Annotated in this window: 22 protein-coding genes and 3 tRNA genes; 7 read left to right on the top strand and 18 right to left on the bottom strand. The window is 41.5% G+C overall.

The annotated features are described in order from the left end of the window. The 8 genes from mutL to orn form a co-directional block, all read right to left on the bottom strand. Positions 1 to 1,869 carry a DNA mismatch repair endonuclease MutL gene (mutL, locus tag K8B83_RS05765; RefSeq protein WP_188736451.1) on the bottom strand — a complete coding sequence of 623 codons (1,869 nt, stop codon included), beginning with the start codon at positions 1,867 to 1,869 and terminating at the stop codon, positions 1 to 3. A 1-nt stretch (position 1,870) separates the two neighbouring features. Beyond that, on the bottom strand, positions 1,871 to 3,211 hold the full coding sequence (locus K8B83_RS05760; RefSeq protein ID WP_188736449.1) for an N-acetylmuramoyl-L-alanine amidase: 1,341 nt from the start codon (positions 3,209 to 3,211) through the stop codon (positions 1,871 to 1,873). Between the two features lie 2 nt (positions 3,212 to 3,213). Beyond that, entirely contained in the window at positions 3,214 to 3,672 is a 459-nt protein-coding gene (gene tsaE, locus K8B83_RS05755) for a tRNA (adenosine(37)-N6)-threonylcarbamoyltransferase complex ATPase subunit type 1 TsaE (protein ID WP_188736447.1), read from the bottom strand. Positions 3,673 to 3,846: 174 nt separating this feature from the next. Continuing rightward, positions 3,847 to 4,302, bottom strand: a complete 456-nt coding sequence (locus K8B83_RS05750; RefSeq protein ID WP_188736445.1) for a hypothetical protein — start codon at positions 4,300 to 4,302, stop codon at positions 3,847 to 3,849. Positions 4,303 to 5,527: 1,225 nt separating this feature from the next. Beyond that, a tRNA-Gly gene (locus K8B83_RS05745) sits at positions 5,528 to 5,603 on the bottom strand. Between the two features lie 128 nt (positions 5,604 to 5,731). Further along, positions 5,732 to 5,807 (bottom strand) — tRNA-Gly (locus K8B83_RS05740). A 206-nt stretch (positions 5,808 to 6,013) separates the two neighbouring features. Next, positions 6,014 to 6,089 (bottom strand) — tRNA-Gly (locus K8B83_RS05735). A gap of 274 nt (positions 6,090 to 6,363) precedes the next feature. After that, entirely contained in the window at positions 6,364 to 6,909 is a 546-nt protein-coding gene (gene orn, locus K8B83_RS05730) for an oligoribonuclease (RefSeq protein WP_188736443.1), read from the bottom strand. 112 nt (positions 6,910 to 7,021) lie between these two features. Here orn and rsgA point away from each other — a divergent pair, with 112 nt between their 5' ends. The 5 genes from rsgA (at position 7,022) to K8B83_RS05705 (ending at position 13,992) form a co-directional block, all read left to right on the top strand. Beyond that, positions 7,022 to 8,080: a small ribosomal subunit biogenesis GTPase RsgA gene (rsgA, locus tag K8B83_RS05725; protein ID WP_188736440.1), complete on the top strand. Its 1,059-nt coding sequence runs from the start codon at positions 7,022 to 7,024 to the stop codon at positions 8,078 to 8,080. 59 nt (positions 8,081 to 8,139) lie between these two features. Next, positions 8,140 to 9,006, top strand: coding sequence for an archaetidylserine decarboxylase (gene asd / locus K8B83_RS05720; protein ID WP_188736521.1), 867 nt, complete (start codon positions 8,140 to 8,142; stop codon positions 9,004 to 9,006). Between the two features lie 213 nt (positions 9,007 to 9,219). Beyond that, complete coding sequence (locus K8B83_RS05715; protein ID WP_188736438.1) at positions 9,220 to 12,426, top strand: mechanosensitive ion channel domain-containing protein; 3,207 nt, start codon at positions 9,220 to 9,222, stop codon at positions 12,424 to 12,426. A 16-nt stretch (positions 12,427 to 12,442) separates the two neighbouring features. After that, positions 12,443 to 13,177, top strand: coding sequence for a glycerophosphodiester phosphodiesterase (locus K8B83_RS05710; RefSeq protein WP_188736435.1), 735 nt, complete (start codon positions 12,443 to 12,445; stop codon positions 13,175 to 13,177). A 623-nt stretch (positions 13,178 to 13,800) separates the two neighbouring features. Further along, the gene (locus tag K8B83_RS05705) at positions 13,801 to 13,992 is read left to right on the top strand and encodes a bacterioferritin-associated ferredoxin (protein ID WP_188736433.1); all 192 of its coding nucleotides are present in this window, start codon (positions 13,801 to 13,803) and stop codon (positions 13,990 to 13,992) included. 108 nt (positions 13,993 to 14,100) lie between these two features. On the opposite strand, the gene parC is transcribed toward K8B83_RS05705, so the two are convergent. The 7 genes from parC to nudF all read right to left on the bottom strand — a co-directional run bounded on the left by parC (position 14,101) and on the right by nudF (position 22,134). Further along, positions 14,101 to 16,398: a DNA topoisomerase IV subunit A gene (gene parC, locus K8B83_RS05700; protein WP_188736431.1), complete on the bottom strand. Its 2,298-nt coding sequence runs from the start codon at positions 16,396 to 16,398 to the stop codon at positions 14,101 to 14,103. Further along, entirely contained in the window at positions 16,399 to 17,550 is a 1,152-nt protein-coding gene (locus tag K8B83_RS05695) for a PQQ-dependent sugar dehydrogenase (protein WP_188736428.1), read from the bottom strand. A 52-nt stretch (positions 17,551 to 17,602) separates the two neighbouring features. Next, entirely contained in the window at positions 17,603 to 19,489 is a 1,887-nt protein-coding gene (parE, locus tag K8B83_RS05690) for a DNA topoisomerase IV subunit B (RefSeq protein ID WP_188736426.1), read from the bottom strand. A gap of 69 nt (positions 19,490 to 19,558) precedes the next feature. Beyond that, entirely contained in the window at positions 19,559 to 20,131 is a 573-nt protein-coding gene (locus tag K8B83_RS05685; RefSeq protein WP_188736424.1) for a YqiA/YcfP family alpha/beta fold hydrolase, read from the bottom strand. Between the two features lie 27 nt (positions 20,132 to 20,158). Next, complete coding sequence (gene cpdA / locus K8B83_RS05680; protein WP_188736422.1) at positions 20,159 to 20,998, bottom strand: 3',5'-cyclic-AMP phosphodiesterase; 840 nt, start codon at positions 20,996 to 20,998, stop codon at positions 20,159 to 20,161. Between the two features lie 33 nt (positions 20,999 to 21,031). After that, positions 21,032 to 21,469 (bottom strand): DUF1249 domain-containing protein, encoded by a 438-nt coding sequence (locus tag K8B83_RS05675; RefSeq protein ID WP_188736421.1) that lies wholly within the window; start codon positions 21,467 to 21,469, stop codon positions 21,032 to 21,034. Between the two features lie 38 nt (positions 21,470 to 21,507). After that, positions 21,508 to 22,134, bottom strand: a complete 627-nt coding sequence (gene nudF, locus K8B83_RS05670; protein WP_188736419.1) for an ADP-ribose diphosphatase — start codon at positions 22,132 to 22,134, stop codon at positions 21,508 to 21,510. Between the two features lie 400 nt (positions 22,135 to 22,534). On the opposite strand from nudF, the gene tolC reads away from it, so the two are divergent. Next, a complete protein-coding gene (gene tolC / locus K8B83_RS05665) occupies positions 22,535 to 23,833 on the top strand; it encodes an outer membrane channel protein TolC (protein WP_188736416.1) in 1,299 nt (432 codons plus the stop codon). A 69-nt stretch (positions 23,834 to 23,902) separates the two neighbouring features. On the opposite strand, the gene K8B83_RS05660 is transcribed toward tolC, so the two are convergent. The 3 genes from K8B83_RS05660 to K8B83_RS05650 are packed head-to-tail and all read right to left on the bottom strand — an operon-like array spanning position 23,903 to position 26,109. Next, positions 23,903 to 24,637, bottom strand: a complete 735-nt coding sequence (locus tag K8B83_RS05660; RefSeq protein WP_188736414.1) for a TIGR04219 family outer membrane beta-barrel protein — start codon at positions 24,635 to 24,637, stop codon at positions 23,903 to 23,905. 2 nt (positions 24,638 to 24,639) lie between these two features. Next, the gene (locus K8B83_RS05655; RefSeq protein WP_188736413.1) at positions 24,640 to 25,611 is read right to left on the bottom strand and encodes a DUF2333 family protein; all 972 of its coding nucleotides are present in this window, start codon (positions 25,609 to 25,611) and stop codon (positions 24,640 to 24,642) included. 12 nt (positions 25,612 to 25,623) lie between these two features. Further along, complete coding sequence (locus K8B83_RS05650) at positions 25,624 to 26,109, bottom strand: copper chaperone PCu(A)C (RefSeq protein ID WP_188736411.1); 486 nt, start codon at positions 26,107 to 26,109, stop codon at positions 25,624 to 25,626. 36 nt (positions 26,110 to 26,145) lie between these two features. On the opposite strand from K8B83_RS05650, the gene K8B83_RS05645 reads away from it, so the two are divergent. Beyond that, positions 26,146 to 26,883 (top strand): enoyl-CoA hydratase-related protein, encoded by a 738-nt coding sequence (locus K8B83_RS05645; protein ID WP_188736408.1) that lies wholly within the window; start codon positions 26,146 to 26,148, stop codon positions 26,881 to 26,883. Positions 26,884 to 26,915 lie beyond the last annotated feature (32 nt).

Genomic DNA, 26,915 nt, shown 5'->3' with positions numbered 1-26,915 from the left:
TTAATTATCTTTCATCCAAGTTTGCCAAGGTAATTCAGTGGCCTGGGCATAAATAGTTTGCTTTGTCTGCTCATTTAAACAACAAAATTGCTGCCATATACTTTGGGCTGATTCAAATTGCACCACACTTTGTTTTGCTAACCAGCCAGCTATAGCTGTGTCGTTAGGTTGCTCTAATGCGATCCAATGTAATAACTCAGGTATAACAATTGCCAATTGGCTTTCCCTCAAATATGGGGGCACTTTTTTAATTATCAACTGTTGATAACGAATACTTAGTTCAATACCCATTTGGCGCAATAATAGATCACGATTGACTATTGTGTCGTTCCAGTCGGGATCGGCAGCAATAGCCACTGGCATCAATAAAGGTTGAGCAACTAAACCATTAACCAACTTAGCAGTAACCTCTGCTTTTCTCACCGCCATTAACACCAACGAAAATGGCAATAATGATAAGGTATCATCTTGGCAGATAACCCAATGTGTTCCAGAAAGCAGCGGTGGCATACTCGTTTGCAAACTGGCTTCACCAATCTGTTTTTCAGGCCGTTCTGACGGTGTTTGCAGTAGCTGACCATAATTTGTTATTGCCGCTTTAGTTGCAGCAGAATGTGCAGTTGCAACAGGCTTTTTATCATAATTTGGCTTAACTGCAGCTGAAGAACCAGCAGAAAATAAACTATTTTTTCCAGGAACATACATAGTGCCGAACTGGCTGGCACTATTTACCGTGTGCTGACGCTGCGGTGGAGGTATTGAATCACCATGAGATAGTGAAAATACCGCTTTAGTTTGGCTAGAATGAATTATAGGCTCATCATTGTCCTCACTATCAATAGCCTCAGCTATTTGAGGTTCGACAAAATCCAATGCAGGCATTTGCGATAGAGCCGATTGTATAGCTTGCAAAATAAAGTCATGAACATAACGTGATTGATGAAAGCGCACCTCGTGTTTTGCAGGGTGAACATTAACATCCACCTGATGAGGATCTAGCGTTAACATCAATACATAACCGGGTTGATGTTCAACACCCTGCTCTGCAAATGCCTGTTTTACTGCATGATTAACCAATCTGTCTCTCACCAGCCGGCCATTTACATAGAAATAACTGGTGTCTGTTATCACGCGATCATGAGGCGATTGTAAATAACCACTTAACGATAACCCATCGTGCTCACATGCAATACTTAAGGCTTGATCGGCAAATGCACGGCCACAAATTTGCGCAAGCCGTTGTTGGCTTTGTATCTCGGTATTGGCTGGCCGATATTGGCGAATCACTTTGCCATTGTGTGTTAAAACAAAATGGATATCACGACGTGCTATTGCGATACGTTTGAGCCATTCGTCAATATGAGTAAACTCAGTTTTATCGCTTTTTAAAAATCGACGTCTTGCAGGTGTATTAAAAAATAAATCCACAACTTCAATGGTTGAGCCTTGCGGATGCGCAGCTGGGGTTACTTTTACCTCCATTTGCGAACCTTCGGCGTATGCCTGCCAAGCTTCTGACTGCTCGGCGGTTTTAGACGTAAGCGTTAATCGTGATACCGAGCTGATACTTGCTAACGCTTCACCACGAAACCCAAAACTTAAAATCGCTTCTAAATCATCTAGGGTATGCACTTTAGAAGTTGCATGACGCGACAACGCTAAGGCCAATTCTTCTTTGGCTATTCCTGCACCGTTGTCACGAATACGAATAAGTTTGCTACCACCTTTATCGATATCAATATCAATACGTGTGGCACCAGCATCTAGGCTATTTTCAACCAGCTCTTTAACCACAGACGCTGGGCGCTCAACCACTTCACCGGCGGCTATTTGATTAGCTAATTGTGGAGGAAGCAGTTGAATTGCCATATTAAGCCCTAGGGATAACTAATGTTTGCCCAATACGAACCACATCAGACTTTAAATTATTGGCTTGCTTAAGGCTACTAACAGAAACGCTGTAACGCTGAGCAATAATTGACAATGATTCACCACGTTTTACGCTGTGCTTAATGCTAGATGAACCAGTTCTTTTAGCCATTTGGGTGTCCGCTGGCGGATTATTTTCAAAATAACGCAGCACCCCTTTATAAATGGCATTGGCAAGCTTTTCTTGGTGGTTACCATTAGATAATAAGCGCTCCTCACCAGGATTTGAAATAAAGCCTGTCTCAACTAATATTGACGGGATATCTGGTGACTTAAGCACGGCAAAACTAGCTGATTCAGGTTTTCTTTTGTGCAAATGGGTGATTGAGCCTAAATCACGTAAAATATCACCCGCGACAGAATGACTAATAGCCATAGAGCTGTTCATCGACATGTCGAGTAACGTCATCGCTAGATACTGTTCGCTGTCGGTATTCTGAATAATTTCGCCCGCTCCGCCTAGCAGTTCAGAATGTTTTTCTTTTTGCTCTAACCAACGACCAATCTCACTGTTTGCGCGGCGCATAGATAACACCCAAACAGACGCACCGCGAGGTTGAGGCGAAGTAAATGCATCTGCATGAATTGATATTAACAAGTCAGCTTTACTGTTACGAGCCAGCTCAGAGCGTTTGTTTAAATTAACAAAGTAGTCACCACTTCGAGTCATCACCGCACGCATACCAGGCGTTGAGTCAACTTTACGGGCTAAGCGTTTAGCTATTTCAAGCACAACTCGCTTTTCATGCATACCTGATGGGCCAATAGAGCCGGGATCTTCACCACCGTGCCCAGCGTCTATTGCAACTATAATATCTCGAGAAGATTGATTAGCCGATCGGCTAACGACCTGCTGCACTGAAGATGAGCTGCCTGTGGCGTCCTCCAAATCAACCACCAATCGATTACCGTATGGTGCCGTAGGTGGCAAGGTAAACAGGTTGGATTTAACTGGCTTGGTTAAATCCATCACTAGGCGCAACATCCCTTTTCTAGGAGGAGTGCTAAAGCGTACTTTTTTTATAATACTGCTGTTGTTGGCAATCGTGTCTAAATTGAATCTTGAACCCGCATCTTCGATATCAACCACTAAACGATGAGGGCCCGTTAAGCTAAAACTGTCGTATTTTGGGGCTTGAGTTAAATCAAATACTACCCGCGTTGATTCTGGCGCAGCCCAAATACGCACGCTATCTAATTGATTTGCAGCCCAACTAGCATTGGGTAGCAAAAGTAACAGCGTGGTCACTAAGGTATAGAAAAATGTATGTTTTAAATTCATTATTATTTTATTTTATTTAAAATTGCCTGCCCAGCAGGGGATAACGCTTGTATTTCGACTTGTCTTTGTGAGTCTTTATATCGCAAATGCAAATGGATGTCAGCCTTAGGTAGCAAACCATGACCATTGTCAGGCCACTCAACTAAACAGACGCTTTTGTCAGTAAAGTAATCACGGATACCCATAAATTCTAATTCTTCAGGATCGCTCAATCGATATAAATCAAAATGATATACATCTAGATCAGGTAACTCATAGGGTTCAACCAAGGTATAGGTTGGACTTTTTACTGCGCCTTGATGACCTAAGCTTTGAATAATCCCACGGCTAAACGTAGTTTTACCCGCACCTAAATCGCCAGTAAGATAAATAGTTAGAGGTGGCACAATCCACTGCGCAATTTGTTGACCAAGGGCAACAGTAGCTTGTTCATTTTCAAGGGTTTTAAGCAGTGATGTCATCTAGAAAGTCAGCTTCCGCATAAAAGAGTTACAAGAATGCTAAATATACCAGAACTTACCTATTAACTCCCACTGTTATGGCGGTTATTTTTTGTTAATAAAAAAAAGCCAGCTATTGGGGATAGCTGGCAAAATCACACTTTAGGAAGATATCTTACAATTTAAACCGTTCGATTAAATGTCATCCATACGAATTGTGCTATGAACAAGGCGTTTTTGTTGTGTTTGAGCCACACGAACTAGGTCCATTAATGCACTTTTTATTTCATCTGTTGGGCTGCTAAGTGCCGTTTTTTCCAATAATGCAATTAATCGGTTTTCTAAATCCAGATGAAGCTCAAGCACCTGATCTTCATGCATGTTTGCTGGCAACGTGGCCTCTGCACAACGCTTTGAAAAATCTTCGAAAGTAATGTCTTTATACCAAGTGTTTAATATTCTTTCAGGTGCATCTTCAATGTAGCTTTCAAGAGTGTCGTATATATGTCTCTGATGTTGTTGAAAATAAGTCAACATCATTTTTACGCGTGAAGAGTCTGCATTACGATCCAAGCGCTTATACAATTTTTCCATATCAAGGTGACATTTAGCGACATAATCTAATAGCTCGCTCAGTTGTTGAATACGCATAGCACTTACCTCGTTTAAAGCTCTAACAGCTTAGGAAAATTTATCTTGGGTTGATTATTGAATATCTCGAGCGCAATTTATTTGAGCAATGTCATATTTTTTGTTCTCTAAAAGCTTCTAATTTAGAGATTCATGAAGAAGTGGGCGATAGATCACGCGTTTTGTTAGATGGACTGTCTTTTTAGATGAATAAACAGAAATAACGCATATAACGCTGACTCTGAAATGCTATTACTGCTCATCGATAACCGATGTCGCTGTTATCTCTTCTAGCTTGGAAAAAGATGGGTATCGACTCTTATAATTAACTCAACTGAGCTAATGTCGCAAATCGCAAAGTTTAGTCATTTTCAAGCTGGAGATTTTAGAGTTTGAGATTTGAAGCAATAAAAGTGATTTGGAGCGACCTTCTCTTAACAAAGAGAGGTTCGAACCGATAACCTATACCTTGGAAAAAGATGGGTATCGACTCTTATAATTAACTCAACTGAGCTAATGTCGCAAATCGCAAAGTTTAGTCATTTTCGAGCTGGAGATTTTAGAGTTTGAGATTTGAAGCAATAAAAGTGATTTGGAGCGACCTTCTTTTAACAAAGAGAGGTTCGAACCGATGACGCTGTTATCTCTTTTAGCTTGGAAAAAGATGGGTATCGACTCTTATAATTAACTCAACTGAGCTAAGTGTCGCAAATCGCAAAGTTTAGTCATTTTCGAGCTGGAGATTTTAGAGTTTGAGATTTGAAGCAATAAAAGTGATTTGGAGCGACCTTCTCTTAACAAATAGAGGTTCGAACCGACAACCTATACCTTGGAAAAAGATGGGTATCGACTCTTATAATTAACTCAACTGAGCTAATGTCGCAAATCGCAAAGTTTAGTCATTTTCAAGCTGGAGATTTTAGAGTTGGGGATTTGAAGCAATAAAAGTGATTTGGAGCGACCTTCTCTTAACAAAGAGAGGTTCGAACCGATAACCTATACCTTGGAAAAAGATGGGTATCGACTCTTATAATTAACTCAACTGAGCTAATGTCGCAAATCGCAAAGTTTAGTCATTTTTAAGCTGGAGATTTTAGAGTTTGAGATTTGAAGCAATAAAAGTGATTTGGAGCGACCTTCTCTTAACAAAGAGAGGTTCGAACCGATGACCTATACCTTGGCAAGGTATCGCATTTTCTAAGAGCGCAACTGAGCTAATGTTGCATTTCAAACTAGGGAAGTGATTTGGAGCGACATATCGGGTTCGAACCGATGACCTATACCTTGGCAAGGTATCGCTCTACCAACTGAGCTAATGTCGCAAATCAAAATCATATTTGGAGTGACCTTCTCTTAACAAAGAGAGGTTCGAACCGATGACGCTGTTATCTCTTTTAGCTTGGCAAGGTATCGCTCTACCAACTAAGCAAATCTAACATCGTCTGTAATTTGGAGCGACATATCGGGTTCGAACCGATGACCTATACCTTGGCAAGGTATCGCTCTACCAACTGAGCTAATGTCGCGTACTGTTTGCTTCATTGGTAACAATCAACAAGGTATCGTCTTTCTACCTGTGCCAACTGAGCTAATGTCGCATTTTCAAATTACCTGAAATTTGGAGCGACCTTCTTTTAACAAAGAGAGGTTCGAACCGATGACGCTGTTATCTCTTTTAGCTTGGCTAAGGTATCGCTTTACTAACTGAGTCTAACTCGCATCAACTAAAATTTGGAGCGACATATCGGGTTCGAACCGATGACCTATACCTTGGCAAGGTATCGCTCTACCAACTGAGCTAATGTCGCGTACTGTTTGCTTCATTGGTAACAATCAACAAGGTATCGTCTTTCCACCTGTGCCAACTGAGCTAATGTCGCGTACTGTTTGCTTCATTGGTAACAATCAACAAGGTATCGTCTTTCCACCTGTGCCAACTGAGCTAATGTCGCATTTCAAATTTTCAAATTTCATTTTTACTTTCTAGGCTCAGAGTTTGGTGCTCTGTAGAAAGTTGAGGCCGCATTATAGGTAAATTTTACTACGCTGCAACCCCCTTTTTTAAAATATTTGTTCGATTGGTTAAATTTTAAATACTTCTTTGCGATAAAACTGCAATTCTGCAATCGACTCTTTAATATCTTCGAGTGCTTGGTGGGTATTTTTTTTGCTAAAGCCATTCATGGTTTCAGGGTTCCAACGACGCACTAATTCTTTAATGGTGCTTACATCGATGTTGCGATAATGGAAATACTCTTCAAGCTCTAACATATACTTGTTTAAAAAGCGGCGATCTTGACCAATGCTATTGCCACACATAGGTGATGCCCCTTTCGGCACATACTGAGCTAAAAATTCAATGGTTTGTCTAATAGCGTCTTCTTCTGTGCATTTGCTGGCACGGACGCGATCAATTAAGCCAGACTCGCCATGATGTTTTTGGTTCCAATCGTCCATTGCTCCAAGCACCTCATCACTTTGATGTATCGCCAATACAGGGCCTTGGGCAATGATATTCAACTCCTGATCAGTCACCAAAGTGGCAATTTCAATCACTCTATCGACATCAGGTTCTAAACCTGTCATTTCTAAATCAACCCATATTAGGTTATTCGCATCAGCAGCCATTTATGTCGCCTTATGTTATCTATTGCCTAAATTCAGGCTTTTTTATAAAAGAATGTGTATCATACTGTTTTTTTGAGACACAAAAAAACACCTATTTAATGAAGATAAGCCTGTGAGTAAAAAGAAACCCCTAAGCCAAGGTCAATTGCGCCGAATGCGAGCCAACCAGACTAAGCGACTCAAACGAAGCGACGATAACGACGCACCTGAATTACAGGACAATTTATTAGGCCCTGAACAATCTGGCGTTGTGATATCACGTTTTGGCCAGCACGCCGACATTGAAACCAGCGACGGCATAGTGTCACGCTGTAATATTCGCCGTGCGGTAACCAGTTTAGTCACAGGCGATAACGTTATTGTACGTTTAGCCACCGAGGTACAAGCAGGTTCAAGTATTGGTGGTATTGTTGAAGCTGTCCACCCCCGTAAATCTTCACTCACACGCCCAGACTTATATGACGGCGTAAAAATTATTGCGGCCAATATTGACCAAATTTTAATCGTGTCATCTGTATTACCCAGTTTTACCACTCAAATTATTGACCGATACTTAGTTGCATGTGAAGACACAGATATTCCGCCGATCATTATTTTAAATAAAATTGATTTACTTAATGATGACAACCGCGAAGAAATCGAACAAGCCTTAGCGCGATACCAAGCTATTGGTTATCCCGTATACCGCGTCAGCAGTCATACGGGTGAAGGTGTAGAAGACATCAAAGCATTATTAAACGAAAAGGTCAGCGTATTTGCAGGCCAATCGGGTGTTGGTAAATCATCACTGATTAATGCGCTGATGCCAGAAGCTGAGTTATTAGTTGGCGATGTGTCAGATAACTCAGGCTTAGGTCAACACACCACCACAACAGCAAAATTAATCCATTTTCAAAGTGGCGGCGATTTAATTGACTCTCCAGGTGTTCGAGAGTTCGCGTTGTGGCATTTAGATGCCACTCGAGTGGGTTGGTGCTTTATTGAATTTAGAAATTTTTTAGGCACATGTAAATTCCGTGATTGCAAACATGGTGATGACCCAGGTTGTGCATTACGTGATGCGCTAGAAGCCGGACACATTACTCAAGACAGATTTAACAACTATCATCGTATTATTGCCAGTTTAGATGAACAACGTCATGCAAGACATTTTCGTGCTATTGACGAATAATAGTCACTAGAAATAAGGCTATCACTATGATGCAACAAGATAAAACAAAGGGAAACACATTGGACTCAATTAAAATTGCTTTGCAATATATGCTGCCAAAACACTTTTTATCACGTTTAGTGGGTAAATTTGCGGCCGCACAGGCAGGCTTTATCACCACAGCTGTCATTAAATGGTTTATCAAACAATATAAAATTGATATGTCTGAAGCTAAACAACCAGCCCCTGAAACGTATAAAACCTTTAATGACTTTTTTACTCGTGCATTAAAGCCAGAACTTCGCCCGATTAACCAAGATGCACATATTATGGCGCATCCAGTCGATGGCGCAGTTAGCCAATGCGGTCCAATTGAAGCGGGCAATATCTTTCAGGCCAAAGGCCACAGCTATACTTCTGAAGCCTTGCTTGGCGGTAATAAGGATGATGCGGCACGTTTTGATGGTGGCGATTTTGCCACGATCTATTTAGCTCCAAAAGACTATCACCGTATTCATATGCCGATCACTGGCACCTTGTCTAAGATGACTTACGTTCCAGGAGATTTATTTTCTGTAAACCCCTTAACCGCTCAAAATGTTCCCGGATTGTTCGCCCGTAATGAGCGCGTTGTAGCCATTTTTGAAACCCAAGCTGGCCCTCTTGCCATGGTACTTGTAGGTGCAACCATTGTTGCCAGTATCGAAACCATTTGGGCTGGTACAGTGACCCCACCTGGTGGCAAACAGGTATTTAGCTGGGACTACCCAACCACAGGACCTGAAGCCCTTACCTTAGAAAAAGGCGCTGAAATGGGCCGGTTTAAACTTGGAAGTACTGTGGTTATGTTGTTTGCTCAAGATGCAATTGAGACATTTGCTGATGGCGTAGAACCTGGCGAGACAACACGGATGGGACAGGCATTTGCTAAATTAACGCAGGCATAATCCGCCCTAAAGTCCGCTGAACGTCATAAAGCCGTATTTTGTTAAGATACGGCTTTCTTTTTTAGCAGCTTGTAGCCTAGAGGTTAAACATGACTTTATTTCATATAATTTCAAACAAAAGCCATGGGTTATGACGCTTTAAAACACTAAAAAAATAGAACATATTTTAGTAAATTTGTTACCATTGCCAGACTCCAACTTGAGCCTAGTATTATGTTACATTTAACGTCTTTTTTACTGTGTTTTATTATTGCAAACATCGTGTCGGTGCCAGGTTATGCAAACACGCCTGTCACACTCGACAAACGTCTTGGACTTAATACTCAAGCAAACAATCAAGCATTTGATATTCAAACACAGATAACTGAACTCGAAAGCAGTATTAACGAGCTAAAAGTTGAGCAAAAAACATACAACAATATTGAGCGTTCACACAGCGAAACCAAACGGTCGTTAAACCAACAATTGCGTGATGCCCAAACCACTCTCGAACTTGATGCCGATATCGATCTAGATCAGCAGGCGTCTATGGCATATTTTCACCTTTCTGAATTAAAAGAAACTGAGTCATATTTAACCCAACAACTCAGATTAATTACCCAACGCCAAATCCAATTACCTGACTTGATTATCCAAGCCGAAAACGCATTAAACCAGCACAATAAAACTCAACAAGCCCCAGCCGATACGCCACTTGGCAAACGCAATATGTTGCAAGCAGAATTACTTGCTCAACACATTACAACCTTGCAAGCAGAGCGTTTAGCTAACCCCAAACAGCTCGAAATAACCCAACTACAGCAACAGGTTAATCGGCTATCATTAAGCCAGCAAGAACGCTTTATTGAGTTAATTAACAAGCATAATATTGAGTTTCGTCAGCAACAAACCGCCGATACAATAGCGAATAATTTAATTGATGAACAAGAATTAGCCGATCCGTTATCACAAGAACTGAGCAAAGCTAACCAACAATATGCCCAACAATTACAAAACTTAACCAGTGAGCATAATTCGGTTATCGAACGCCAACAACGGATTGAAAAACGATACCAATCTCAAAATACGCAATTGTCTAACGTACTTGAGCAAATCACTTGGGTTAAAACGAACTCCGCTTTTGGGGATCGTTTTTTGCAAATGCTTCAATCGTTACCTAAACCACCAAGCCTAGATAAACTGCAAACAGAGTTAGCTGATGCCAGACTAAAACGTTATCAGTTAGAACAACAACAAGCATTAAACGCACAGCAACTTGATAATCAATCACAATACAGTGAAACCCAAATAAAATTACTGCAATCTCAACAAGTATTGCTAGAACAACTGCAACAAGGATACGACCAATACTTAGCCGAGTTTGCCAAATTACGCATTGGATACGAGCAATTAATCCAGTTACACCACACACTAAAAAACACCCTTAATGAACACCTGTTTTGGGTGCCTAATGCGCCTAGAATTGGCGCTTTATGGCTAATCGATTTAACTCAAAGCAGCTTATGGCTGGTACAACCTAGCCAATTAAAAGCCATACAACAAGCATGGACGAATCAAAGCGACTTATGGGCCTGGTGGGGCATTTTATTATTGTGCTGTTTAATGGCACAAGACATGTTAACGCCAAAATTTAAACATGCCATTGGGCGTTACTCCGTGTTTGTGGGTAATGTCACCCAAGATAAATTCAAATACACCATCAAAACACTAATCATCAGTACGGTTTATGCCTTGATAAAACCATTACCAGTCATTATTGCCGGAGTCATTTTTATGCGCTCCGAACAAAATGTGGTTTACGCGCTTGGCTCTGGTATTACGGCAATTGGCATTTGCTACCTTATTTACCGTTTTTTCTATTTATTGACCGTCGACAAAGGGATTTTAATCAGTCATTTCAGACGCCCAAAAGATATTGTCCAACAAGCACAAAAAACCATGGCATCGTTTGTTGCTATCTCAGCCCCTTTGATAGGCTTAATGGGGTTTACTGAAGTACTCGACACATCTCTGGTACGTAACAGCCTAGGCCGTGGAGCATTTATTGTATTTTGTATTGTGCTATTTATGCTCTACAAAGATGTCATGGTGTTAATGGATAAATATCGCAAAGGTAAACCCAATGCGAATAACTTGGACGTTGTGCAAAAATTAGTTTGGGCTACTCTGATTATCACCCCGATATTTAGCGCTATATTAGCCTGTATTGGTTATTACTTTACTGCGTTTCAACTCTTACTCCAGTTACAAATTTCCGTGCTCTTAGGGTTGGGATTTTTACTGGTTTACCAATTAATTAAACGGTGGATGCTGATAGAACGCCGCCTTATTGCTTTTGATCGAGCAAAAGCAAAACGTGCTGAACGCCTAGCCCAACGTGAAAGAGGTGAACTGAATAATGACCCAATTGAAACCTACGAAGAACCCATCGTTGATTTAGAAACCATCTCTAGCCAATCTCTAGGGCTGGTGAGATCAATTTTAATTTTAGCGTTTTTTGCCAGCTTATTAGGTATATTGGCGCAAACTCATACGGCTGTATTTTCATTTTTAGATGGCATTACACTGTGGACCACCAGCAGCACTCTCAATGGCATTGAACAGCAAGTTCCAATTACCTTAAAGTCAGTGCTATTTGGTATTATTTTGGTTGGTTTTTCAGCCGTTATTGCTAAAAACCTACCCGGATTACTCGAGCTAATGCTATTGCAGCGCCTTGATTTATCACCCGGTACGGGTTTTGCTATTACCACTGTTAGTAGCTATCTAGTGGTGTTTTTTGGCATGCTGTTTGGGTTTTCAACATTGGGAATGGAGTGGTCTAAATTACAGTGGTTAGTGGCTGCACTCTCGGTCGGTTTAGGTTTTGGTTTACAAGAAATTTTTGCTAACTTTATCTCTGGTCTGATTATTTTATTTGAAAAACCCATCCGCATCGGTGACACAGTGACCATTAGAGATCTCACTGGTACCGTCAGTAAAATTCAGATCCGCGCGACCACCATTGTCGACTGGGATCGCAAAGAGATCATTGTGCCAAATAAAGCCTTTATTACCGAACAATTAGTAAACTGGTCATTGTCAGATCCCATTACTCGCGTCATTGTCAAAGTATCGGTATCTCGCGATGCAGATCCAACCAAAGTAGAAATGTTGTTACACCAGGCTGTACGTGAATGTGATTTATCACTAACCATTCCTGAGCCCGAAGTCTGGTTTGCCGGTTTTGGTGCACATACTCAAGACTATGAAGTACGCTCATACGCTAAAGACATGTCTGCTCGCTGGCCCTTGCGGCATAATCTTCACAAACGTATAAGTAAAAAGCTAAAAGAAAATAACGTCGAACTTGCTTACCCTCAAATGGAAGTGCATTTAAATCAGGGTAAAAAAGAATCCACAGGGCTATTTAAAGGCTAATTAAGTAGGAGTTGCAATGCTTGTATTTGCTCATCGTGGTGCCAGTGGCTACGCACCTGAAAACACCTTAAAAGCTATGAGTAAGGCTATCGAGTTAGGGGCGAAAGCCATCGAGCTCGACGTGCACTGTGTCGCCGGTGAGTTAGTGGTTTTTCACGATCGCCGCCTTGAAGGCAAATCGAGCGGTCATGGCCTTATCCACCTAAGTACTCAAGCTGATTTAGCCAAGATAACTGTAGCAGGCGAACCGATCCCAAGCCTGTGGGAATTACTAATCCTCCTAGATACCCTCACGGGCGGTGATTGTATCGTTAATATTGAACTCAAAGGTGTCGGTTGTGTTCCCCCTTTTGTGGCTATGTACCCACACATTTTGGAAAAACTGCACTTTACTCCACAACATTTGCTTATTTCATCGTTTAATCATTTATACATAGCTCAGGTAAAGCAACAACTGCCTCAGGCTTTTGTCGCTCCACTACTAGGCGGTATTCCCTTAGATTTAGCCCAAGTGGTTACCGATATAGCAGCTTACTCCCTTCATCTTGATGTTGCGTTTGTTAGCCAAGCCATAGTCGATGACGCTCATCAGCGTGGAGCTAAGGTATATGTGTATACTGTCGATAACAGCGATGATATTCATGCATTAAAAATGATGGGGGTTGATGGTATTTTTAGTAATTACCCAGACAAGGCGATTGCTACCGCCGCATTACCACTGCCCGCTCAAACACAAATATGGTTTGACTGACACTAAGCCGCCCACTTACCATTTATATTAGCTAAGCCCATGGTTGTGCGCCCCCGCGCTGTAAAAACCACTCACTGCAGACATAATACCATTTCCATTAATTATGTGACCAATCAGAGTCGCTCAGACTGTTCAGTTTGAGGCGCATTGTTGAAATAATGGTTATTCCCTTCTAAGGCAATGCAACAAAGAAATGGACTGTCTGAGCGCCTCCTGCAAGGCGGGTTTCTGTGCCTTCTATGCTGCTTAATAGTATTTTGACGTACGACTGCATGGATGCAGGAGGTAGAGCAACGCAGGAGCAGTTGCCGAGAGTAACTATGCCTACAATCCTATTACTTGCCTAGAATGTACAGAATTCCCGCTGAATGACCAGATAATTAGTGGAATTGGTATAAGTACTTCTGCCCTTGCTTAACATCGTAATATTCTCGAACAAGGTTAGCCGGGTTAATGCAAGCTCATTGCTGACATGTATCAACATCAAAAAATATGAGAAGCAGATCAAAGCGTATTAAAAATGATCAATATAATGACAAAAAGTAATTGCCAATGATAACGGTTTTCATTTAGAATTAGATTACATTGTTAAGTTATGATTTTTTGTGTGATGAGGCTTCTTTATGTACGTTTGTCTTTGTAATGCCATTACCGATTCTCAAATCAAAGCAGCTGTTAGCTTAGGTGACAGTTCATTGGCAGATGTAAAGAAACGTTTAGGCGTAGCAAACCAGTGTGGCAAATGCGCACGCATGGCCAATGAAATTATTCAAACACAACTTGAGTTTGAACCTAATTTTTATGAAGTAGCTTAATTTTTATAAGCCGTATCGCATAAAAAAATGCAGCTCCTAGGGGCTGCATTTTTTATGGCATAACATTAATTATTACACTCAATTGTGTTTATCTAAGATAAACACAACCTATTCTTCGGTATTTAACATATCCTCTTGCGAGCCATCTTCTAACAAGGGTTCAACGTCTACACTATCAACACGCTGTAATCCTCTTGGTAATTTAGCCCCACGACGCCCACGCTCACCACGATAATGCTCTAAATCGCTTGGTTTTAAGGTTAGCTTGCGCTTGCCTGCCCACAAGGTAACTGCAGTATTGTGCGGCACAACATTCAAATGCAACAGTAACTCTTCGCGATTTTTAGCTCGCTCGGTCGGAATGCCAATGATTTTATTACCTTTACCCTTAGATAACTGAGGTAACGCATCGACACTAAACATCAACATGCGCCCTTCTGAGGTAATGGCCAGCAAAGACTGTTCACTGCCTTTATGAATAAGCTTAGGAGCCAATGCCAGCGCATTAGTCGGCAAGCTCAATAACGCTTTACCTGCCTTGTTCCGGCTAACCATATCTGAATAAGCACAAATAAAGCCATAACCCGCATCGGTCGCCAACAAGAAAAATTGATCATCGCTGCCCATTAGCACGTGCTGCATGGTCGCACCAGGAGCCATATTAAAGCGTGTGGTAATCGGCTCCCCTTGGCTTCTAGCTGAAGGAAGTGTATGGCTATCGGTTGCAAAAGCACGACCTGTGGAGTCTATAAATACAGCGGCTTGATTGCTTTTACCCATTGCACTACATAAAAAGCTATCTCCTGACTTATAAGATAAGCCTTCTGCATCGATATCATGTCCTTTTGCACAACGAACCCAGCCTTTATCAGATAACACAACAGTTACCGATTCGGTTGGAGTGAGTTCTTGCTCAGTTAAGGCTTTTGCATCAAAGCGTTCAATGATGGGTGAACGGCGGTTATCACCATAAGTCTCACCATCTTGAAGTAACTCTTTTTTTACTAAGGTTTTTAAGCGGCGATCAGAACTTAACAATAACTCTAGTTTGTCACGCTCAGCGGCTAACTCGTCTTGCTCTGTCTTAATTTTAAATTCTTCAAGCTTGGCTAAATGGCGAAGTTTTAATTCTAATATCGATTCAGCTTGCTTATCAGACAAGTTAAAGCGTGCCATGAGCTCTGCTTTGGGCTCATCATGAAAGCGAATGATTTCAATTACTTCATCAATATTTAAAAACGCGATCATCAACGCTTCTAAAATATGTAACCTTGCCAATACTTTATCTAAACGATATTGCAAACGACGAGTCACAGTACTGACACGGTACTCAAGCCATTCCGTTAATAAGGTTTTTAAGCCTTTAACTTGTGGTCGTCCGTCTAAACCCAGCACGTTTAAGTTAATCCGATAACTTTTCTCTAAATCGGTAGTCGCAAACAAGTGCGTCATTAACTGTTCACAGTCAATGCGGTTTGAACGCGGCACAATCACTAAGCGAACAGGGTTTTCATGATCAGACTCATCACGTAAATCAGATACCATAGGCAACTTTTTAGCCTGCATCTGGCTGGCTATTTGTTCTAAAATTTTACCACTACTGGCTTGGTGCGGCAGAGCAGTAATCACAATTTCGCCCTGCTCTTCACTAAATACAGCGCGCATTTTAATTGAGCCTTTGCCACTCTCATAAATCTTAGCAATATCAGCTTTTGGGGTAATAATCTCGGCTTCAGTTGGATAATCAGGGCCGGGTACAAACTCCATTAAGCGTTCAAGCTCTGCCTTGGGATTATCTAAAAGCTCAATACAAGCAGACACTAATTCACGTGCGTTATGAGGCGGAATATCTGTTGCCATACCCACAGCAATACCGGTAATACCGTTAAGTAAAATATGCGGCAGTCTTGCGGGTAAGGTTTTAGGCTCTTTCATGGTGCCGTCAAAGTTGGCGCCCCACTCCACGGTACCTTGGCCTAATTCAGACAATAAAACTTCAGAGAACTTAGATAATCTGGCTTCGGTATAACGCATTGCCGCAAATGATTTAGGGTCATCTGGTGCACCCCAGTTACCTTGGCCATCAACCAGCGGATAACGATATGAAAAAGGCTGTGCCATAAGCACCATGGCTTCATAACAAGCACTGTCACCATGAGGATGGTATTTACCCAATACATCACCGACTGTACGGGCCGATTTTTTATGTTTAGATTGCGCAGAAAGGCCCAGCTCGCTCATGGCATAAATAATACGGCGCTGAACCGGTTTTAAGCCATCACCAATGTGTGGTAAGGCACGGTCCATAATGACGTACATTGAATAATTTAAATAAGCCTCTTCGGTAAAGCGCCTCAAGGGCATTTGCTCTACGCCATCAAGGCTTAATTCAATCGAATCACTCATTTAATTAGATTCCTGTGATTGTTCGGGTGCGTTATAAAACAAGCGGTAAACATTACCTTTTAAGTCATCTGATATATACATTGCCCCATCGGGTGCATTGATAACATCAAACGGACGGGCGACGGGAAACTCTCCATCTAAAAAACTCACCACGGTTTCACGTTGATTAATGTTGTCATTCTTTACATCAAGCATGACGATTTGATAACCCACTTTACTCGACCGATTCCATGAACCATTTTCTGCCACAAAAAGATTATTTTGGTAACGTTCAGGAAATTGCTCTCCACGGTAAAAGCTTAACCCTGTAGGGGCTACATGGGCAGGTAATTCGAACTCAGGCGCAACCACATTCAAGTTTTTAGGCTTATCGTAGGCAGGCTCTACCACGTCACGACCATGCAAATAAGGAAAACCAAAATGGCTGCCTTTAACGTCGATCCGGTTAATTTCATCAGCAGGAATATTATCCCCCATCCAATTGCGGCCTAAGTCTGCAAACCAAAGTTTTTTATTATCTGGAGACCAGTCAAAACCGGTCACACTGCGTAAACCGAATGCAACCTGCTCGCTGGCGCCGGTATCAACATTAATCGCCACAATACTGCCAAAAGGTGATGAAGCTTCGCATACATTACAAGGTGAGCCAATAGACACATATAAGCGACCATCGGGCCCAAAACGCATTGAGCGCGAGTGCTTTTTATCTAAACTAGGCAAATTAGAATACACTTCACGGGCTCGACTAGGGCGACGTAAACGAGACTCTATTTCGTCAAATCGAATAATACGATCTTCTTCAGTCACATATAATGAACCATCATGAAATGCTAATGCCTCTGGGTATTCTAATCCTCGAGCAATGAGATAACGCTTGTCAACTTGACCATTTTGATCACTGTCTACCAGCGCATAAATAGTACCGCTTTTTTGTGAACCAACAAATAAGGTGCCATTGTCACCCAGCGTCATTTGTTTAATATCACCCAGGTCCGATGCATACAGACTAAGCCCAAAACCTTTAGTGACCGTAATCATCACCGACTGGGATGCCAGTGCAATTGATGCAGGAAACACGCCTAAAAGCATTATCCCTAGAAAGGTAAATTGATTGCCCAACTTGAAATAAGATCGAAGTCTGAAATACTGCATGTTAATTCTCTATTGCCTTATCTTAATATCGTTATTGGCATTTAACTGCGTGTTAAAGTAATGCTAAATCACCTTTGCTTTCTAACCAATCTTTTCGATCAGAGGCACGCTTTTTAGCGAGAAGCATATCCATCAGCGACAACGTTTCTTCGGCATCATCTATGGTGAGCTGCACAAGACGACGAGTATTAGGATCCATCGTCGTTTCACGCAGTTGTAATGGGTTCATTTCACCCAACCCTTTAAATCGGGTCACTTGTACTTTGCCTTTTTTATTTTCAGCGACTAAACGATCTAAAATGCCGGTTTTCTCTGCTTCGTCTAACGCATAATAAACGTCTTTGCCAATGTCGATACGAAACAGTGGTGGCATGGCAATATACACATGGCCTTTTTCAACCAGTACGCGATAATGTTTTAAAAATAATGCACACAACAAGGTTGCAATGTGTAAACCGTCTGAGTCTGCGTCGGCTAAAATACAAATTTTTCCGTAACGTAGCTCAGAAATATCATCACTGTCGGGATCGCAACCTATTGCAATTGAAATGTTATGAACCTCTTGCGAACCCAACACTTGTGATGCATCCACTTCCCAGGTATTTAAAATTTTACCTCGCAGAGGCATAATTGCCTGAAACTCACGATCGCGCGCTTGTTTTGCACTGCCCCCCGCTGAGTCACCTTCCACTAAAAAGAGTTCGCCGCGCATTGGATCTTGGCCACTGCAATCAGTTAATTTACCGGGTAAAGCTGGACCAGAAACCACTTTTTTACGGGCTATTTTTTTGGCTGCTTTTAAGCGTCTTTGTGCATTAGTAATACACATATCAGCCAATTGCTCGGCGAGTTCAGTATTTGAGTTTAACCACAACGAAAACGCGTCGCGCACTATACCAGAGACAAAAGCAGAACTTTGACGACTAGAGAGTTTTTCTTTGGTTTGTCCGGCAAATTGCGGGTCTTGCATTTTGATAGACAAAATAAATGCAGCACGATCCCAAATATCATCGGGTGATAATTTAATTCCCCGAGGGATCAGGTTACGAAATTCACAAAACTCACGCATTGACTCAAGCAAACCTTGCCTAAAGCCATTAACATGAGTACCACCTAGCGGTGTAGGAATAAGGTTTACATAACTTTCATTGAGGCTTTCGCCGCCTTCTGGTAACCAGGTTATAGCCCAGTCTGCGGCTTCAAGCTCGCCTTTAAAACTACCAATAAAAGGTTCTTCAGGCAGCATCATCGAGCCTTTAACAGCTTCTTGAAGATAATCAGTTAAGCCACTTTCATAAAACCATTCGTGCACTTCATTTGTGTGCTTATTGGTAAATTTAATCCGCAACCCAGGACACAATACCGCTTTAGCACGTAATAGGTAAATCAGCTTACTTACAGAAAAATTAGGTGAATCAAAATAGCTAACATCAGGCCAAAAATGCACACGAGTACCGGTATTACGGCGCCCACATGTCCCCGTCACGGTCAGTTCTTCAACTTTAAAGCCATTTTCAAACGCCATATCGTACACTTGTGCATCACGGCGCACGGTAATCTCAACTCGGGTTGATAAGGCATTCACCACCGAAATACCTACGCCATGCAAACCGCCCGAAAATTGATAATTTTTGTTTGAAAACTTACCGCCAGCATGCAACTTGGTAAGAATAAGCTCTACCCCGGGAATACCTTCCTCTGGGTGAATATCAACAGGCATACCACGGCCATCATCCGTGACCTCTAACGAATTATCGGCGTGCAGTATCACTTCTATTTTAGTTGCGTGACCAGCCAGTGCTTCATCGACACTATTATCAATTACTTCTTGCCCAAGATGGTTTGGTCTGGTGGTGTCGGTATACATACCAGGACGGCGCTTTACCGGGTCAAGTCCATTAAGGACCTCAATAGCATCTGAAGTATATTGGTTGGTCATAATCCACACATTTGGAGTTAAAAGGAGCCAAAGTTAGCTCAAATTGATCGTTGTTTATAATGTAAAACGTTACAGCTGAATAAAACGACAAATTTTGTCTAATAGTTGTTCATAGCCGACAAAACTGTGGTCACCGCCGGGCTCTAAATGTAATTCGCAGCTGTGGTACTTATGTAATGCTTGCCGATAATCTAACACTTCGTCGCCAGTTTGCAACAGCACTAGAAAACGATCTGGATATCGAACCACTTGCGTATCAAACTGAGCCACATCATCTCGATGTTGTGGCAAGACCTGATAATGCTCGTTGGTATAAGGATTATATTGAGGCCCGATAAACTGTTCAAATAATTCGAAGGGTTTTACCGCAGGATTAACCAAAACGGCCTTTCCGCCATAGGTTTCGGCTAAATACGTTGCAAAATAGCCACCTAACGATGAACCAATAAAACGCAGTGCCTGCCCTTGCGCTTTGGCCTGTTCAGTTAATTCACATAATAGTGTCATTGCCGCATGTGGCGAAGAGGGCAATTGCGGTTGATGGAACGCGACTTGAGGATAATGTTGTTTTATATACTGAGCGGTTTGAACGGCCTTATCCGACTGCGGAGAACTATTAAAACCATGTATGTAAAGCAGCATATTTCCTCGCGAGACACGACAGTTAAATTAGTACCCACTCGCCTCGTTATCAGGTGAAAATCGATTTCCAGGCACACGGTACACGTTAGTACGAATGCTACCATCGCCAGCTAACTCCAGCAAACGATAACCGGGTTGCAGGTGGTCTAAGGCAAAATAAGGTGAAAGTGGCTTAAATTGAATACATGTAGATGGGGTTGCCATTAATGGAATATCACCATGTGGCCCAGTATGCAACTTATCAACCTGTTGATGAACATGTCCCCACAACACGCCTTTAACTTGCGGATAAAGGCTGGTTCGGGCCAAAAAGTCAGCGCCATTCATCATGCAATGTTGATCAAGCCAAGCACAATCCATAACAATAGGATTATGGTGCATCACTAATAATACGTGCTTATTGGGATACGCTTTAATGGCAGCATCAATCAATGCAAATTGTGGCTCACCCATATATCCACCGGGTTTACCACGCACGGTAGAGTCGAGCATTAAAATAATCCACGCGCCAATCACAATCAGCTGTTGCCCAAACACATGCTCACCCTGCATACGAATCGCCATTAAACGCGGGTCATCATGATTACCAGGTAAATAATGGCATGGCAGATTCAGCGCCTCCACTTTATCAACAAAATGTTGATAAGACTCTGGCGAATAATCTTGGCTAATATCACCTGTTGCAAGTAACAAGTCAGCTGGATATTTTGTTGCCATAAACGTATTTAATACGGCTTGAAGGCTATTAGTAGTATTAACCCCTAAGAGCTGACCCTGAGGATCGGCAAAAAGGTGCGGGTCAGTCACTTGGACTAACCGCACAGGTTCATTCGCGGCAACAGAATAATGTACTGCGTCTTTAAGCACTAAAGATCCCTAATACAATAAAAATTAAATAATCTAAGATTGGCAAGCCACTCTCCTAACACCAATCTTCAACAGCTCTTCAAGAAATGCATTCACCTGAAACTTCTCATCACTATGATGCATATGTATATTAGGATAATCATACACTGGCTTTAAGCGATAAATCTGTTGGCTAGTTAACACTTCTGCTAATTGGGCGTCATGGTAGATACGAACAAGTGCTTTTGGGGATTTAAAAAAATGTCCATTTGGTATAGGGCGAGTAATTTCGACTAACTGAGTGTATTTAGTGTTTTCTATAATATTGACCAAAAGCGAGCCAAATTCACCCTCAACTTGCCAAGGCTCGTTGAGGTTAAATTGCTCTGGTAACCATTTTAAAATATGTGCGTAATTTCTACCGCATACCGCCAAAAATGCGCTGACGTTCGGTTGATATTTTTGCTTTTTATTATGGTTCGACACAGTCACTCAATCTTTCCTATCTGCAAATCTTTGTTTCTAAAAAGTTAACATTGTTCACGAATCGTTTGGTAATTCAGCATTAACCACTGAATACCTAATACAGTAGAGGCGTTGTCAATACGGCCATCATTTACCCAATCATAGGCTTGTTGGCGGCTAACGACATGCACGCGAATATCTTCATTCTCATGATCTAACCCATGCACACCAGATGCTTTCGTGGCATCGACATGACCCCAAAACAAATAAAAACGCTCGGTAGTGCCACCTGGGCTTACTAAGTAGCTGTTTATTGGCGTTAAACTTTGTAATGTTAAGCCTGCTTCCTCGGCAAGTTCACGGGTGGCGACTTGTTCAGGAGATTCGCCCGGCTCAATCATACCTGCCACTAACTCAAGAAGCCAGATTGATTTAGTAGTTGCTAATGCAGGAACCCTAATTTGTTCAATTAATACCACTTCATCACGAATAGGATCATAAGGTAGTACCACAACAGCACTGCCGCGCTCGAACACCTCACGGGTCACCACTCCACTCCAACCACCTTTGAATAATTTATGCTTAAAAGTGTATTCATCTAATTGAAAAAAACCTTTATACAGCACTTTTTTAGAGATAAGTTCGAAATCAGAACTTGCATCAAATGCCGACACTTGGAGATTGTTTGACATACTTTTCCTTGCAGATTAAACAAACGCTTAACATCAGCGTATTTTAATAGGTTAAATCACATCATTACCGAGATAAAAGCTACCGCTGTAACGTATACAAACGGATTAAAAAAAATAAAATCTGTTACACTTCAAATTTGACTTGAAAAACAAAAAATCAATACTATTTAGAGTGCATGGTAGATATAAAAATAGTGCACAATGCAATTGGGTAATGCATTTGGTATTGTGAAGTATTTTTACAACATTGAGCACTTAAAACATCGAGCACACAGCTTTGACAGATTGCCACGTTAAGATTGCTTTACTATCTACCCTAACCTTAATCGTGCAGCATGACCAAATTAATCAGTTATTTAACACCTCTCTATGATGAGGCAATGTCTAAAAAGGGCAGCAAATGAAATTCAAAATTGGATCATTATACGCAGCATTAGCATTCGCTATTGCAGCTCCAGCAGCACAAGCTGACGATTTATTACAAATTTATCAGCAAGCACTGACTAGCGACCCTATCGTATTACAAGCAAAAGCGCAGCGCGATGCATTATATGAAAGCATCGAAGAAAACCGCGCGCCTTTACTGCCAACAATTAGTGCTAATGTTGGTTATGCCAAAGCGTGGAACGACCCGACAGTAGACACTGACGGATTAACCGGTGGTGTTAGCCTTAGCCAAGTCATATACGATCATAGTGCATGGGTTGGTTTAAATTTAGCTGAAATGGCGGCATCACAAGCCGATTCTGCTTATGCATCAACATTGCAATCGCTAATTACTCGTGTAACCAGCGCATATTTTGATGTATTAACCGCTAAAGATAACTACGAGTTCCAAGGCGCAGAAAAAGCAGCTATCGAGCGTCAACTAGAGCAAACTAAGCAACGCTTTGCAGTAGGGTTAACGGCAATTACTGATGTACACGAGGCGCAAGCACAATATGATTTAGCCTCAGCACTCGAAATTTTAGCCTTAAACACCCTAGATAACAGCTATGAAGCTTTGCGTGAAATTACCGGCATAGATCATAAATCGATTAATGTGTTAGACACAAACCGTTTCTCTGCGGGCGCACCAATGCCAGCTTCTTCTGCAGAATGGCTAAAAATGGCTGAAACCAACAGTATTGATTTAATGACTCAGCGCATTGCCAAAGATATTGCTAACGAAACCATCAGCCTTTACAAAGCAGGTCATATGCCATCGTTGAGTTTATCTGCAGGATATAACAAAGGCGTAGACCAAACCCCTGGCCCTGATTATGACAACACCAATATCGGCGTAACGTTAAGCGTGCCACTATTTGAAGGTTTCGCAGTGTCTTCGCAAGTTAAGCAAGCTCAATTTGCATATGTAGAAGCAAGTGAGTTGTTAGAACAGACTCACCGCAGTGTGACCAAAAATGTTCGTAATAACTTTAATAACGTTACGGCGTCTATTAGCTCTATTAAGGCATATGAGCAATCGGTAATTTCATCTGAAAGCGCGTTAAAAGCAACACAAGCTGGTTTTGAAGTCGGTACCCGTACGATTGTAGATGTACTAAACCGTACTCGCGACTTGTACGACTCTAAGCGCCAATTGTCTGATGCTCGTTATGGCTATATAAAATCAATCCTAGCACTTAAACAGGCTGCTGGTACATTGAACGAAGATGACATTATATCGATTAACAATGGATTAATTGCCCAGCAGTAATGGCTTGATTAACCATAATCGTAAATAAAAAAACCGCCAATTTGGCGGTTTTTTAGTGTACATTTTAACTTAAAAACGCAACTCAATACCTGCAAACGCACCTTTAAACTGAGTGTTTTGCGACACATCAGAAAAATCGTTTACATCAAAATTAAAGTCACGATATCCGACACGTACCAAGGTATCAACCGCAAGGTTATCAAACTGCCACCCCAAACCCAGGCCGTAGTCATAAACGTTTGACTCATCAACACCAAATAACACATCTGCAAAACCAAACAGTCCTAAACCTGCAACGCCAACCTGGGCACTGGCATAGCCCATAAACACACCACTGTCTATGTCAATTAGCTCAGGGTGGCCGGCATCGGCAACGGTTAATGACCCATTCATTTTTTTGTAAGCAGCACCAAGATCAACAGACACTAAATCGTTGTCTAAAATCTCGTAGTAAAGTACAAAGTCGGTATTATTAAGCTCATTGATAACCGACACCTCACCTTCAAATGCATTACCATTAAATGTAAAGTCCACATTATCTAGGTTTGCACTCGATTCAAGGCGATTTTCAAGGATTTTAATATTAGGCACAAACGGTAAAGGATGCTCAACAGCAATCCACACACTGCCTTGTGACGAGTCATCTGAAAAACTGTGCCCAACGCCATCGTCATCATTAAATGAATTAGTCGTATCTGCGAGCCAATAATCAGCGCCAATTTTAAAACCTACAACATTTGCCGCATGCGCCGATGACATGCTGAGTAACCCCACAACGGCGGTGGCAAGAAGCGTCTTTTTCATCTTTATCCTTGAGAAAGTAAGTTAGTTAAATCAATAACCGCAGCATTAGCACGCGAAATATAATTTGCCATCACCAATGAGTGGTTAGCCACTAAACCAAAACCATTTCCGTTAAGCACTATAGGGCTCCATACGGTTTGCTGGGTTGCTTCAAGTTCGCGAATAATTTGGCGCAGACTCACCTCAGCATTCTTCTTTTCAAGCACATCAGCAAAATCAACCTCAATCGCACGCATAAAGTTTAATAAAGCCCATGCAGAACCACGGCTTTCATAAAATACATCGTCAATTTTCCACCAGCTCGTTTTAATTTCACTGCTCGATAAACCCGGTGTAGATTGACGTGCAGAGCTGTCGCCTGCTAAATCGGTATTAAGTCGTTCTTGTCCCACACTTGCCGACAAACGTTGCGACATACTGCCTAAACGTTTTTGCACTTCTTTAAGCCATTCGTTCAAGTTGTCTGCACGAGCATAAAATTGAGCATTATTGTTGTTAGCATCACTAATCTTAGCGCGATAAAGTTTCAGTAATTTTATCGCTTCACGATACTCGCCTTCAGCGCTAGGAACTAACCAACTGGTGTTTTCAATGTTTAACTTAGAGTGCGCAGCAAGCAAATCATTGTCTGCAGTAGACTGAGATTGTGAACGGCTAAATTCTTTACGCATAATTAAGGCTAAATCACGCACTTGTTCTAAAGCACCAAACTCGAATGCGGGCATGTTATCCATCATAAGTGACGGTGGCATAATATCATTTGACAACCACCCACCTTGTTTATCAAGCAGTGCCTCCATGGTTAAAATCAATGAGCTGGTAGTACTGTAACCGACAATTTTTTGCGTATTATCTGTTTTTGCTGAAATAGGCTCAATGGTGTCAGGTTCAAAACTCCACCAAACGCTAATCACATAGAGCACTAACGAAAATATCCCTAGTACGCCTACTATTTTATTCCTTGAAACTTGCATCAATATCACTCCTTAATGATGGTGATGATGGTCTGCTTGTTCACTACGTTGAGCAGCCTGCTTTAAGACAGGCAACTCAATAATAAGTTGCTGACCATCTTCAAAAATTAATTCTAGTGGTACTTTATCATCTACCACCAATGGGGCCGTTAACGACAATAACATTATATGGTCACCGGTAGGTTGAAGACTTAACGAACCATGAGATGGGATTGAAAACCCTGTAACCTGGCGCATTTTTACCATGCCATTTTCTTCAATAATCGTATGCAACTGTGCCTCTTTGGCTACGCTAGTATTAACGCCAATCAAAGTGACTGCATTTGCAGTATGATTTTCTAACGTAAAATAAGCCGCAGTATTGGGCACACTCGCAGGCATTGCTCTAACATATCCATCAACAAGAACTACGTTAGCTGATGCTGCGAATGACAATGATGATAACACTAAAAAGTTAAACAGGTGTTTGAATATTACTTTCAATGTCTTAAACTCCATGTAAACCCCACTCGCATTCACTATAGGAAGTCACGAATGAGTTATATTCAGGTAAGAGATGATCAAGGTGTACGCATCATCAGTTTTAATCGTCCAGAAAAACGTAACGCCTTCAATCTAAAAATGTATCAGCAGTTAACAGAATACCTGATCCAAGGCGAAGCCGACAATGACATTCGTGCCTTTATGTTTCATGGCACAGACGATTGTTTTACGTCAGGTAATGATATCGTAGATTTCCTGCAAAGTGGTGCATTAGATGATAATCACCCAACAGTTAAATTCTTGTTTTGCTTGGTTGATCTAAAAAAGCCTGTGGTTGCGGCTGTAACCGGTGCAGCGGTAGGGATTGGCACAACATTATTGCTCCATTGCGACTTAGTATATGCAGACAACAAGGCCAAATTCCAAATGCCTTTTGTCAATTTAGCTTTAGTACCAGAAGCAGCATCAAGCATATTACTACCATCGATCGTAGGCCAGCACAAAGCGGCTGAACTCATTTTATTAGGCGACACTTTTGATGCCGAAACCGCAGCGCAATTAAACTTAATCAATCGTGTTGTTCCACACAATGAGTTGATTGATTTTAGCCTAACACAAGCAAAAAAATTGGCGGCCCAGCCACCTTTATCCATGCAAGCATCAAAACAACTTTTACGTCATAATCGAGCTCAAGTAAAAGCTCAAATGAAATTAGAAATTGTACAATTTGCTCAGCGTTTACAAAGCGATGAAGCTAAGCAGCGATTTAAGGCTTTTTTAAATAAATAATCATCTATGCTCACCCCTCTACCTTCCGGGGT

This window comes from Shewanella inventionis, assembly GCF_019931735.1.
In the GTDB taxonomy this organism is placed as follows: Bacteria; Pseudomonadota; Gammaproteobacteria; order Enterobacterales; family Shewanellaceae; genus Shewanella; species Shewanella inventionis.
This window is presented reverse-complemented; position numbering and strand designations above follow the sequence as displayed.